Raw genomic sequence first — 12030 nt, 5'->3', positions numbered from 1 at the left:
CCCTCATTTCTGTCCGCTGATTAAACCATCCATAACACCCTGTGACCCAATATTCACCAGAAAACATATCAGAGTGGTATTCTGGGTTGCAGTCACCGAAGATAACGCTTCATCCTGAGCACTGATCGCATCTCCCTTTCCCAAAACATAATCCCCCATCTTGAGCTCTCCATCCACCACATACAGCCATTGAGCCATGCCTGAGTATCGGGGAATATCCGCGTGAGCGCCCTGTTCAAGACTGATATCATAAGCGATGACGTCCTGACGAATCTCCAATGGGGCATTATGTCCTTCCGGCCCCGCCAACAAGCTCCATTCATTCTGGCGCACGCCCTGGAAACGGTCCATAAACTGAATCCGGCTATCCAGATCTGCGCGGCGTGGACGGATATAAATCCGCAGCAGTTCCGCCGCGACAAAGGGTGCGGATTCTTCATGCCGGATGCCTTTCCCTGCATTCATCATCATCAGTTTTTTTGGCGAAAGCGGGATCCTCTGACCATCGGCGTCTTCATGCATTATCGAACCACGCCACACGTAGCTCAGGATTTCATCATTCATCTCCTCGCGCATTTTTATTAATGCGCCCGGTGCAAGATTGACATGATCAATCACACTTATCGGTCCAAAGGCACTATCATTATTTCCAGACGCAATTTTGCCCGGACGGATGCGTAGGATCCTGAAGGGACCATATTCAAATGCCGATGCGGGATCCGCGCGTAGAATATTAATCATCATTGACTCCAAACGTCTTTTTCAGTTTTCTCGGCGACATAGTTTCCCTGTCGAACATTCCCTTTTTCGCTTGCGGAAAACTTCTGAAATTATCACTAGTGAGTACAACCTAACCGAAAACCATCAGGACAACCAGACTCCCTGCCCAAGGGAATAAAAAACCTCTATAACGGCACAAATGAAAAATAATTATATTTCAAAATATTAAGATACATTATCCCATGTATGGAATAATAAATTCCGATTTATCATGTATATTCAAAAAAATATTAGGCCATAATTTAACTGGTATTAATTGAAAAATTTCCAACCCTATTCTGTTATTCGTTAATAAAACTGTGAGGATATGGAAGAGACCATTATGACAAAGAACACACTCAACCTCCCTGTCGCTGTTATTGCCGGCGCAGGCGAAGGCAACGGTCAAGCTTTAGCCCAGCGTTTTTCCGCCGCAGGCTACGCCGTCGCATTGCTTGCACGCAATCTTGAACGAACTCAATCGCTCGCCGCTCAAATCGACCATGCGCACGCTTATGCCTGCGATGTAGGTAACGCGGAATCCGTCGTGGAAGCGTTTGATGCGATACGCAGGGAGCTAGGTGAAACAGATGTGCTACTTTTCAATGCCGGTTCCGGTGCGCTTTCAGATATCGAAAGTGTAACGCCCGAACAATTTGAATCGGCCTGGCGGGTCAACGCACTCGGCTCTTTACTTTGCGCCAAACAGGTCATTCCGGCAATGAAAGCGGGCGGGAAAGGCAATATCGTCTTTATTGGGGCAACGGCATCACGCCGCGGAGGCGCAAATACTGCCGCATTTGCTCCGGCTAAGGCCGCGCAACGCAGCCTGGCGGAATCCATGGCGCGTAAACTCTGGCCCGCAGGCATTCATGTTTCGCTGCTCATCATTGATGGGATTGTGGATCTTCCTGCAACGCGGAAAAAAATGTCCGATAAGGCAGCGGATGAATTTGTCTCCCCAAGCGCGGTGGCCGAAACCGCTTACAACCTGACAACCCAGTCACCTCAGGGCTGGAGCTTTGAAACTGAAGTCAGACCCTATCGTGAAAACTGGTAAAAAGTGCACGCTCAATAAAGGTTTTTAAGGGAACTGTGGCGCATCTACTAACTGAGTAAACCGGTTTATCGTATTGAACGAGAGCCAGCAAACCAAAGCACTATTACTGAGGACAGACTCATGACCGAGATGATCAAAATCGACCGTAGCCTGAAGCGCAAACATGGTTCAGGCGGCTTTGGTATTGAAATACTTTGGCCGGGTATGGCTGAAGAGTCGGGCGACAGTGGAATCGGAGCGATAGGACGTATCGATCACGCCTATATTAAGCCGGGTACGGTCATTGCCATGCATCCTCATCGGGATGACGAAATACTCACCTATGTGCGCGCCGGGCAGATGCTCCATCTGGACACTGTGGGCAATACGGAAGAAATATCCAATACACGGCTTATGCTGATGAATGCCGGCCATACATTCCAGCATGAAGAGCGGGTCATCGGCGAAACCGATGCGATGCAATGCCTGCAGATATTTGTTCGCCCATCTGAACCTGATCTGCCGCCGCAGGTACAGTTCCACGACTTCGCTTCCACCTACAGTGAAAACAGCTGGCGGCTTGTTGCAGCCCCTCGTTTGCTCCTCTCATTTTTCGCGCCCAGGCCTGGCTGCATGATGTCCGGTTACATGAAGGAAATCATCTGGCATTGCCGGCAATACCCACTCCAGGCGTGACGAGGCTGCTGTATGTCTTTCAGGGAAGCGCAAACATAGGTGACCAGCGACTGAAGAATGGAGAAAGCGTCCTTATCCGTGATGATAAGGAATATGACGTTTACGCTGATGAAGATACCGATCTGGTGCTTTTTACCACCGATCCTGCCGCCATGGTGTTCCGGGGCGGAATGTTCAGCGGTAATGTACTGTCCAGATAATCGTCTGGACAAAAACCTCGCTTCACGGTGGTGATGCGGCCACTCCACTAAAAAGCATGAATCGACGGCGTAGCCCTCGCCCGGAGAATAGGCTCCGCCGTTTTCTCAGCTATTGACCTTACCGTGCGGATGTCTCCGTAACGTCCGTTATCCGATCATCTTTGTGTCAGAATGCGTACGCTCATTATAATCATCCTGGTTACCGCTACACGCCGGCTGACGTCGTGGTGAAAAATTCGACCAGCAGGGCGGCCAGTTGTTCGGGTTGCTCTTCAGGGATCCAATGACCGCTTCGTTCAACAACCGCCGTTTGCACGTTGTCCGCCAACGGGCGCATGATGTGGCCGACCTGATCGCCCATGCAGTACTCGCCCCCGATCCCGAGAACAGGCATCGGCAGCTTAGTTCGGGCGTGCTCCTGGTTGTTGCGCGCGTCGACGGGAAATGCCCGGTAATGCTCGAAGCTGGCGCGCAGAGCGCCGGGGGCACTCATTCGCTCAGAATATTCATTGAGGTCGTCTTCGGTGACGGCATAAGTGTCGTAGGCCAGATGGCGGATGAAATGCGCCAGGAACATTTTTTCCCGACCGGCGATCAGCGTTTCCGCCACACCCGGCGCACTGAAGAAACCAAAATGCCAGAACTGAGGGAACTTGGCGGTATTCATAAGCGCTTCCAGTCCCAGTCCCGGAAGCCCGGCTTCCAGAACCGCGAGCCGGCGGATCTCTTTCGGATGTGCCGATGCGTACTCGTAGGCAACCATCATGCCGATATCATGTCCAACCAGGTTAATTTCGCAAAAACCGAGATGTTGTACCAGTTGTCGGATGTCCTGCGCCACTGTGCGCTTGTCATAACCGCCGGTTGGCTTGTCCGAGTCGCCAAAACCTCTCATGTCGGGCGCAATGACGGTAAAACGAGAAGCCAGAATAGGAATTAGGTGGTGCCATTCTCGCCAGCTCTGTGGCCACCCGTGTAGAAGGACCAGAGGATCGCCAGAACCCGCCATCACGTAATGAAGGCGGACACCATTTACTACCGTAGTGTGGTGAGTGAAATTGGTCGATTTTGTCATGGATTATTGTTCATTACTCATAGCAGTTCAGCTTAAAGAATTACGAACATCTAAACGATTCAGATTGTCGTAACAGTTAAGGGATACCGCCGGCTGCCGCACAATTGAGCAAGGGCCGACGGTCCTGCATTTTTAGCGCTCTAGCGCTCCATATGCAGGCACGCTATCAAGAAATTCCAGCCCCCAGAGCCGGGAACACGTCGCTGAACAACAGGCCGATCAGTTGCTGCCCGTCCGGAGTGGACCAGTCCTGCGCGATCTCGGCCATCAGCGTGTTGGTGGCGGTGAGCACCACCCCGGCGTCATGCATGCGCTGGCGGGAGAATTCCTCGGACAGGTCGCTGGGCGAACCCGAAGCATCCATCACCGCCTGCACGGCAAACCCTTCAAGCGCAGCGTCGATGGCCGGGAAGATTAAGCAAACGTCGGTGGTCACGCCGGCCATAATCAGGTTCTTGCGCCCGGTGGCGAGCACCGCATCGCGGAACTCGGGGTAGGCCCAGGCATTGACCACGCCGGGACGCTTGATGCGCGCGTCGTGCGCTTCGGGCAGGATTTCGGCGATTTCCGGCATAATCGGCCCCTGGGCACGGTCTTCCTGGCTAGAAGTAATCACGGTTGGCAGGTTCAGGATCTTCGCCATTTTGGCCAGCGCGATCGCCTGCTTGCCGGCGAACTGGGAGTCGATGTTTTTGATCAACTGCATCGTGCCGACCTGGTGGTCAATCAGCAGCAATGCGGAATTCTCAGCGGTGAATCTTTCTTGAGCCATAGTAAAAGTCCTCGTTTTGTTTGGTGCAAATTAAGAGTAGCCCAGGTGCGTCGAAAAGCACGACCCTGCCGCTTCTCCGATATCGCGCGGAGCGTCTTGCGCCGCGAGCAGTTTGGTCGGCATACCGGTCTCATCATCAGCGCATGAGCGGGTCATGGGAGCCATCACCAGGCGGTTCGGGAGGGTGTAGCGGCCGATGCGGACTGAAGTAAACAGTTTGCTCATGATGATAACCTCAATTAATTTCGTGTTCTCATCATCTCTCTTGTTGAGGTTGCAATAAATAGGGCAACATGGATTACTTTAATCCAAAAATGGGACAATTCGATGATACTTTTGAATGACATGTCGTTGTTCGTAGAAGTCGTCAAAGCAAAAAGCTTCCGCGGTGCCGCCGAAAAGATGGGGATGCCGAGTTCTACCTTGTCACGACGGATCAGCGCACTGGAAAAGGCCATAGGCTTGCGTTTGCTGCACCGTACGACACGCAAGGTCGAACTGACTGAGGCTGGCCTGCTCTATTTCGAGCGTAGCAAACGCATCGTCGACGAGGCCAGGCTCGCGCATGAACAATTAGGAGAGATGTTGGCCCAACCCAGTGGCGTGCTTCGCGTTTCTCTGCCTGTGGACTTCGCTATCAATTACCTGGCCCCAGCGATCGCCGAATTTGCCCGGCATTACCCCGGCATCACCTTCGATTTCGATCTGACCCCGCGGCGGGTCGACCTGGTAAGCGAACCCTTCGATGTGGCCATCCGCATGGGAGAGTCCGAGGATTCGCAGTTGATCGCACGCCCGCTGGCACGTCTCTCAACCTGCCTCTATGCATCTCCAGGCTATCTCGAGCTCTCGGGCGAACCCGACAGACCTGAAGATCTGGAACAACACGAATGCATCGGTATGTCGAAAACCAATACATGGACGTTGCATGACGGCACAAACACAACCACGGTCTCAGTGGGCGGCCGGTTTGTGCTCAACAATATCGGCATGATTCGGCGCCTGGCAACACTGGGTATGGGCATCATCCTGATGCCGGAAGAAATAGCCGCCAGCGATGTTAACGAAGGACGGTTACGACGTGTGTTACCTCAATGGAAAGGTAATTCCGCTCCCGTCTATGCAATAACCGAGACACGTTTGCTTCCTGCGAAAACGCAACGCTTCATCGAATTCTTGAGAGAGCAATTGTCCCGGTAGCCGCTTATCGGCTTTTCGCCGCAAGGGAAAGCAGCGGCTGTCAATCCATAATCCGTCTGCGCTTGCCACTCCGGAACAGCTGAACCAGAGCGGGTAGTGGCAGACGTTCTGTTCGGATTATCGGGATACTTACGGTTGACGGTGGTTTTCAGCGGATTGCCCCGGAAACAAAAAAAGAGCTTTTCGCTCTTTTTTCATAGACCTACAGACTTTAGCGGACGTCTATAGAAAAGAATTTGGAGCGGGAAACGAGGCTCGAACTCGCGACCTCAACCTTGGCAAGGTTGCGCTCTACCAACTGAGCTATTCCCGCATATGACCAGCTTATGATCTCTCAGTACCGTTGAAAAGCTGTTTTGACGGACCGGGAGCGATATAGTGGATTAACCTATACAACCATATGAATTTTATAGATATTTATCTTAAAAACCCACTTAGCGGACAGCATTATGTCCCAATCGATTGGCACTGGCAAGCTCTTTTCAGCGAAAAACCGTTTAATACTCTTGAGCAAAATCAATCTCGCCCCGTAAGACCTTTCCCTGTCGAAAACGGGCCAGGTTATCCAGAAATAAGCGCCCGAGTAATCCCGGCACCATCGGGCCGGCGATATGAGCACTAACGGCAAGATTCGGCTCCAGCCAGAACGGATGGGATGCGGGCAACGGCTCCTGTCTGAACACATCCAGCACCGCGCCGGCAATCTGGTGATTGCGCAAGGCTGCGAGCAAGTCGTCGTCAACGACCGCCGTTCCCCGGCCAACGTTGATAAATAAGGCTGACGCCTTCATCGCGGTAAACAGGGCGGAATGGTAGATATCCGCCGTGGCCGAAGTGTCAGGCAGTAGGTTAATCACATAGTCGGCATCCTGCACGGCCTGTTGCAACCCGGCGATCCCAAATACTTGTTTAAAGTGAGGTAACCTGCGGGGCGTATTTACGATGCCATGCAGTTCAACCCCGAAGGGGTGCAGGAAGCTCGCGACTTCACATCCGATTTCGCCAGCGCCGACAATAAGTACCGTTTTGCCGGCAAGAGAACCCGGCAGGCGGTGATCCCATTGCCGATTAGCCTGGCTATGTTGCCGTTTATCCATCTGTAGTTCGTGGCGCAGCATATAGGCAAGCACATATTCGGCAATCGGTTGACCGAATACTCCCACGGCCCGGCTGAGCCGGTAATCACGCGGCAACCCGGCGGCCAGCAACGGTTTAAACCCGGCCCAGGTGGACTGCAGCCATTGCGGCTTTCCCCCTTGAGCCAGCAGGACCGCGGCGGCGGCGGGGTCGCCAAGCCAGATCGGATAACGCTCAGCCTGCCCTGCCGTACCATCTGACAATACCAGTTCAAGTTCCGGCGCCTGGTTATACAGCACGGGGCCGATTTCATCAGCACGGGAATCCAACAGCAGCACAGCGGTCATAGCAGGTTCCTTAAACGAGGCAACGATAAAAATTAACGCCGGGAAGAACAGATTATTGCGTTAAGCCGCACAGTTGCAACCGCAAATGAAGGGATGAAAAGTAAGAGAAAAGGTTCGCGGCGTTATCTAGCGTTCGCGCAGGGCCTCGTTTATGCGATTAAACGGTTTGATTAAATAGTCCATCACCGTTTTCTCACCGGTTTTGATATCCACCGTGGCAATCATCCCCGGCACAATGGAAAAACGGCGGCCGGCCTTGTTTTGCAGATAATCCTGATCGGTGAGAATAAATACCCGGTAATAAAAGATTTCTGGTTTGACTTCGTCCTGAATCGTGTCCGGCGAAATGGTTTTCACCACTCCGCTTAACCCGCCGTAAATGGCGTAATCGTAAGCGGTGATTTTCACCAACGCCTTTTGGTCTGGATGAATAAACGCGATATCCCGCGGCGACAGGCGCGTTTCAACCAGCAAGCGGTCATCCACCGGGACAATTTCCATAAGATGCCCATTCGGCGCTATCACTCCGCCGATGGTGGTCACCTGGATATTTTTCACAATACCGCGCACCGGCGAGCGAACCACCAGCCGCGTAACGGAGTCCGTACGCCCTTTAATCACTTCCGAGAGCATATTCACTTCCGCACTGGCTTTGGCCAGCTCCTCGCGCGCCTGTACATAATATTGCGAACGCAGGTCGGTTAGTTTCAGGTCAAGCTCCGCTTTCTGGCGCCGCAGACGCAGTACTTCAACATGGCTCGCCGCCCCGGTTTTCACTAGCCGTTCGGTTATCGCCAGTTCACTCTCAACCAGGCCCAGCGCTTTTTTTAACTGTGATTCGGATCCCTCAAACTGCGCGCGTCGGCTTTTATAGAGACGGGTTTCCGCGGCGATCAACTCCGGCCAGCCGCTTAACGAGGCAGGGAATTTCAGCGGTTCGTCGCTGACCTCCGCGTTCAAGCGGGCGCCTGCGGCCAGCGCCGCCCGATAACGGGCGGCGCTCTCACCCACATTGGATTCCGATCGGGTCGGATCCAGCCGCGCCAATACCTGCCCGGCATCAACCATATCCCCCTCGCGGACGTTCAGCTCCGTCAGTATCCCGCCATCCAACGACTGCAACATCTGTTCGCGCGAACTTGGGATCACTTTCCCGCTGCCGGTGGAAACTTCATCCAGCGTGCCAAACCATGCCCAAACCCCCGCCGCCAGCAGCAACAGCGCGGTGATTACAACGATCCGCACTGAACCGGCGTACTGGTTTTTACGGTCATATTCGTTTTCCAGGTCATCAACTATGTTTTCTTTCATGCCTTGACTTCCCGATGGTCGTTTTGATGGCGGCCGGTGTTCAGCGCCTGCTCTTTCGGTTTATCCATCGCCAGTTGCCCTTCTTGCAGCACAATGATGCGTTCCACCAGTTCCAGCACCGCGACGCGATGGGTCGCCACCACCAACGTGCGTCCTCCCAACCACTTGGCGAGGTGCCGAATAAATTCCTGTTCGGTGTGCTCATCCAAAGAGGAGGTAGGTTCATCCAGCAACACAATATTCGGATCGCGCAGCAGCATGCGCGCCAGCAGGATCGATTGCCGCTGGCCGCCGGAAAGCCCAATCCCGCCCTCCATCACCGGGTGATCCAGCCCCAGCGCCAGCTTTTTCACAAAACTGTCCGCGCCGCAAACTTCCAGTACGGCAAAGATCTCCGCGTCGCTGGCGCGCGGCGCGCCCAGCGTCAGATTCTCGCGCAACGTGCCGAAAAACAGCCGGGCGTGCTGCGTTACCAGGCCAATGTTACGCCGCACATCTTCCATATCGATATGCGCCAGACTCAGGTTATCGAGCCTTAGCTCGCCCTCCACCAACGCCATTCCCCCCGCCATCGCCTGGAGCAAGGTGGATTTCCCGGCGCCATTGCGTCCCAGAATCGCCACCCGCTCGCCAGGGCGGATTTCCAGTTTAGCGATTTTGAGCGCGATCGAGCCTTCTTCACTGTGGTAACGGAACGCCGCCCTGACGAACTGGTAATGACCATACAACACATCACAATGCAGTTTGCTTTCATCATGCCCGTTCTCCACCGGCAACTGCATAACGTTGTCCAACCCCTCTTTCGCGGCTTTAACCTGCTGCCAGCGCGCCAGTACGCCGCACAGAGTGGTCATCGGCGCAATCATGCGCGACGACAATAACGAGGCGGCGACAATCGCCCCGGTGGTCATCCCGCCTTCAATCACCAACGGCGCGCCAATCATCACCACCAGCGCATACACCAGCCCTTGAACGCTCAAACCCCAGCTAATCAGCCACTGGGTGAGTTTACGCATCCGCACCCCGGATTCGGCGCTAATACTGATGTAGCTGTTCCACTGCTGCTGAAAACGGTTTTCCGCCTGCATCAGTTTGATGTCCTCCAATCCCTGCACGCTTTCCACCAACACCGCGTTACGCAGCGTAAATTCCTGGCTGGACTGGCGCGCCAGCTGCGCCAGTTTCTTTTGCATCAGCAGGCAGGGCAGGATCATCAGCAGCGCCGCCGCGGGCGCGATCCACGAAAGCGACGGCGCGATAATCGCCAGCACCAGTAAGAACAGCAGGAAAAACGGCAGATCCACCACCGCCGAAACCGTGGTGGAGGTGACCATTTCGCGGATCTGCTCCAGTTCACGGAGCTGGGAAATAAAGCTCCCGGTAGAGCGTGGAATGGCGCTGTTACGTAACCGCAACGCATGGCCGAACACGCGGTCGGAAACGCGGATATCCGCACGCTTACCGAGAATATCCATAATGTGCCCGCGCCCCAGCCGCAACAGAAAAGAGAAGATCACCGCGATAAACACGCCGATCGCCAGGACATACAACGTCGGATAGGATTGCGCCGGGATCGCTCGGTCATAAACCTGCATGGAAAACAGAATCCCGGCCAGCGACAGGATGTTAACGAGCAGCGAGGCCAGCATCACATAGCCGTAGGGTTTGAGATCCCGCAGCACCAGTTTCCACAGCCAGTCCGGGCGGTAGTCCTCCAGATAGTACCCGGCGCGGCTGTCTTTCACCGCCGCCGCCGGCCGCAGCGCCACCACATAGCGAATATCCGGTAAAATCTTACTCAGGGATAGCCGACTAAACTGGTTGCCGTCCGCCATAAAACTGACGCTCACGGTGTCCTGACCATCAAACTGTTCGAGAACGACTATCTGGCCGCTGGTCAGTTGTACCACCAGCGGCAGACGCCAGGCGGCGATATCCTGATGTCCCTGAAGGATGCGGACCGTCAACCCGGCCTGGCGCGCCAGGTTTTGTAATGCGCGCAGCAGCGGCAGCCCCTCCTGCCACTGCGTGCTGGCCCGGAGCGCGCCCGGCGAAAAGGCCAGCCGATAGTGGCTGCCCACATAAGTGATGGCGGAAGTCCAGCGCGTCAGTAACTGCGCGTCGTCTTTTGCATTGATTAAATGCTTCATGGCTGGATCTCCACGGCCTGGATAGTGCGATTATTCAGTGCGAACGCGCTGCGCATCTTTCCGGTGCTGTACAGGCAATCAAGTTGTAACTGGTGAAGCTGGATCAGCGTTTGCTGCTCGGTAAAGCGTGCCTGAAACACCTCCTGCTCGGCGTTCAGCACGTCCAGCAACGGCCGGGTGCCCAGTTCCAGATACTGTTGTTGATAGAGTTCGCGGGTTTTCTCGCCCAGTTCCTGTTGCCGCACCTGAATTTGCAAGGTGCGCGCCAGGCTTTGGGCCTCATTTTGCGCTTCCGTCAGTTGCTGGCGCGCTTCCAGCCGCGCGGCCTGCACCGCGGCATTGGCGGCTTCCCGCGCGTGTGCCGCCGCATTACGGCCGGCGGTCAGCCGGCCGCCCTGATAAAGGGGCATTTCAACTTTTACCCAGGCGGCATATTGCGTGCGATCCAGCGTTTGGCTGTTGGCGTAACGGTCATTCAGGTAGTGATTGACTTCCGGCTGTAACGAGATGGTGGGAAGCATCCGGGCGTTGGCTTCATCCAACTGCGCCTGCGCTTTGTTGGCCTGGGCGTAAGCCGCTAATACCGCCGGTATCAGTCGGTCATCCGGCTCGCTAACGTCGCAGGCGCGTTGCAGATTTGCCGGAAAATTGTCGCTGACGCGCTGAATACGCGCCCAGCCCAGCCGGGAAGCGAGCGTCGCCCGCCAGCGGTCGAGGTTGGCCTGGTACTGTAGCAGCGCCGAACGGGCGCCTTCGATACGCGTTTCGGTCTGCACCACATCCGACTGTGAACTGGCGCCCTCATCGTTGCGCTGGCGCGCCAATCGGCTAATGTTGTCAAGGGCCGCCAGTTGCTCTGTGGCGACCTCCAGCAGTTTCTGATAACCCTGTACCTGAACCACCGCCGACGCGGTGTCATGCGCCACCGTATCAATACTCACCAGCACATTGGCCTGCTCCTGCGCCACGCCTGCATTGGCGGCGCGCACCTGGCTATTTACCTTACCGAAGTCATACAACATCTGGGAAATCGACAACACCAGCGACGGGCTATAGCCGCTGTTACCGTAACTATTTGTAATCCCGTTATTAATACCGCCGGTCACCTGCGGATAATATTGCGATCGCGCCACGTTGACCGCTTCCGACTGCTCGAACAACTGCCCGATAGCCTCACGAATATTCGGGTGCCAGGAGACGGCGCGCGCGACGGCAAGGTTAATATCAAGGCTTTCCGGCGCGCTGGAGGCCGTCGGCGGCGCAACCGGGCCGGAAAGCGAGGGCAGTTGCTCCCGATAGATGATCTGCCCGGTGCTGATAACGCCTGGCTGCAACGCGCTCTGTGCGGCGTTGACACCGTGGTAAATGCCCCCCGTCGAAGCCAGAAAACACGCCAGCCCCATC

At 55.1% G+C, this 12030-nt stretch carries 12 protein-coding genes and 1 tRNA gene; 4 read left to right on the top strand and 9 right to left on the bottom strand.

Translation table 11 applies throughout. From position 1 onward, the window contains the following. Positions 1-3 precede the first annotated feature (3 nt). Positions 4-744 carry a pirin family protein gene (locus tag EH206_RS02750; protein WP_232216568.1) on the bottom strand — a complete coding sequence of 247 codons (741 nt, stop codon included), beginning with the start codon at positions 742-744 and terminating at the stop codon, positions 4-6. A 343-nt stretch (positions 745-1087) separates the two neighbouring features. On the opposite strand from EH206_RS02750, the gene EH206_RS02745 reads away from it, so the two are divergent. The 3 genes from EH206_RS02745 (at position 1088) to EH206_RS23290 (ending at position 2694) form a co-directional block, all read left to right on the top strand. After that, on the top strand, positions 1088-1819 hold the full coding sequence (locus EH206_RS02745) for an SDR family NAD(P)-dependent oxidoreductase (protein WP_198008316.1): 732 nt from the start codon (positions 1088-1090) through the stop codon (positions 1817-1819). A 120-nt stretch (positions 1820-1939) separates the two neighbouring features. Continuing rightward, on the top strand, positions 1940-2494 hold the full coding sequence (locus tag EH206_RS02740) for a pirin family protein (RefSeq protein ID WP_232216567.1): 555 nt from the start codon (positions 1940-1942) through the stop codon (positions 2492-2494). Next, entirely contained in the window at positions 2467-2694 is a 228-nt protein-coding gene (locus EH206_RS23290) for a hypothetical protein (RefSeq protein ID WP_232216566.1), read from the top strand. The genes EH206_RS02740 and EH206_RS23290 overlap by 28 nt, the downstream gene beginning before the upstream one ends. Before the next feature lie 205 nt (positions 2695-2899). On the opposite strand, the gene EH206_RS02735 is transcribed toward EH206_RS23290, so the two are convergent. The 3 genes from EH206_RS02735 to EH206_RS23285 form a co-directional block, all read right to left on the bottom strand. Beyond that, entirely contained in the window at positions 2900-3769 is an 870-nt protein-coding gene (locus EH206_RS02735) for an alpha/beta fold hydrolase (protein ID WP_009111287.1), read from the bottom strand. Positions 3770-3935: 166 nt separating this feature from the next. Further along, on the bottom strand, positions 3936-4541 hold the full coding sequence (locus EH206_RS02730; RefSeq protein ID WP_009111286.1) for an isochorismatase family protein: 606 nt from the start codon (positions 4539-4541) through the stop codon (positions 3936-3938). A 30-nt stretch (positions 4542-4571) separates the two neighbouring features. After that, complete coding sequence (locus EH206_RS23285; RefSeq protein WP_009111285.1) at positions 4572-4766, bottom strand: NADH:flavin oxidoreductase/NADH oxidase; 195 nt, start codon at positions 4764-4766, stop codon at positions 4572-4574. Positions 4767-4868: 102 nt separating this feature from the next. Here EH206_RS23285 and EH206_RS02720 point away from each other — a divergent pair, with 102 nt between their 5' ends. Beyond that, positions 4869-5741: a LysR family transcriptional regulator gene (locus tag EH206_RS02720; protein WP_009111284.1), complete on the top strand. Its 873-nt coding sequence runs from the start codon at positions 4869-4871 to the stop codon at positions 5739-5741. 237 nt (positions 5742-5978) lie between these two features. Here the strand turns inward: EH206_RS02720 and EH206_RS02715 are convergent. The 5 genes from EH206_RS02715 to EH206_RS02695 form a co-directional block, all read right to left on the bottom strand. Beyond that, positions 5979-6054: transfer RNA gene (locus tag EH206_RS02715), tRNA-Gly, on the bottom strand. A gap of 184 nt (positions 6055-6238) precedes the next feature. Next, entirely contained in the window at positions 6239-7165 is a 927-nt protein-coding gene (locus tag EH206_RS02710; protein ID WP_009111283.1) for a D-2-hydroxyacid dehydrogenase, read from the bottom strand. A 126-nt stretch (positions 7166-7291) separates the two neighbouring features. Continuing rightward, positions 7292-8476, bottom strand: a complete 1185-nt coding sequence (locus tag EH206_RS02705; protein WP_009111282.1) for an HlyD family type I secretion periplasmic adaptor subunit — start codon at positions 8474-8476, stop codon at positions 7292-7294. Then, positions 8473-10626 carry a type I secretion system permease/ATPase gene (locus tag EH206_RS02700; protein WP_009111281.1) on the bottom strand — a complete coding sequence of 718 codons (2154 nt, stop codon included), beginning with the start codon at positions 10624-10626 and terminating at the stop codon, positions 8473-8475. The genes EH206_RS02705 and EH206_RS02700 overlap by 4 nt, the downstream gene beginning before the upstream one ends. Further along, complete coding sequence (locus tag EH206_RS02695; protein WP_009111280.1) at positions 10623-12029, bottom strand: TolC family outer membrane protein; 1407 nt, start codon at positions 12027-12029, stop codon at positions 10623-10625. The genes EH206_RS02700 and EH206_RS02695 overlap by 4 nt, the downstream gene beginning before the upstream one ends. Between the last annotated feature and the right edge of the window lies 1 nt (position 12030).

Source organism: Brenneria nigrifluens DSM 30175 = ATCC 13028 (genome assembly GCF_005484965.1).
Lineage (GTDB): Bacteria > Pseudomonadota > Gammaproteobacteria > Enterobacterales > Enterobacteriaceae > Brenneria > Brenneria nigrifluens.
The sequence above is the reverse complement of the archived record's forward strand: the minus strand, read 5'-3'. Positions and strand labels throughout refer to the sequence as shown.

Bases quoted from the DNA above. Each gene is read 5' to 3' on its own strand.
- EH206_RS02710 (WP_009111283.1), bottom strand. From the start codon at position 7,165: ATGACCGCTGTGCTGCTGTTGGATTCCCGTGCTGATGAAATCGGCCCC.
- EH206_RS02705 (WP_009111282.1), bottom strand. From the start codon at position 8,476: ATGAAAGAAAACATAGTTGATGACCTGGAAAACGAATATGACCGTAAA.
- EH206_RS02740 (WP_232216567.1), top strand. From the start codon at position 1,940: ATGACCGAGATGATCAAAATCGACCGTAGCCTGAAGCGCAAACATGGT.
- EH206_RS23285 (WP_009111285.1), bottom strand. From the start codon at position 4,766: ATGAGCAAACTGTTTACTTCAGTCCGCATCGGCCGCTACACCCTCCCG.
- EH206_RS02750 (WP_232216568.1), bottom strand. From the start codon at position 744: ATGATGATTAATATTCTACGCGCGGATCCCGCATCGGCATTTGAATAT.
- EH206_RS02695 (WP_009111280.1), bottom strand. From the start codon at position 12,029: ATGGGGCTGGCGTGTTTTCTGGCTTCGACGGGGGGCATTTACCACGGT.
- EH206_RS02735 (WP_009111287.1), bottom strand. From the start codon at position 3,769: ATGACAAAATCGACCAATTTCACTCACCACACTACGGTAGTAAATGGT.
- EH206_RS02745 (WP_198008316.1), top strand. From the start codon at position 1,088: ATGGAAGAGACCATTATGACAAAGAACACACTCAACCTCCCTGTCGCT.
- EH206_RS02700 (WP_009111281.1), bottom strand. From the start codon at position 10,626: ATGAAGCATTTAATCAATGCAAAAGACGACGCGCAGTTACTGACGCGC.
- EH206_RS02720 (WP_009111284.1), top strand. From the start codon at position 4,869: ATGATACTTTTGAATGACATGTCGTTGTTCGTAGAAGTCGTCAAAGCA.
- EH206_RS02730 (WP_009111286.1), bottom strand. From the start codon at position 4,541: ATGGCTCAAGAAAGATTCACCGCTGAGAATTCCGCATTGCTGCTGATT.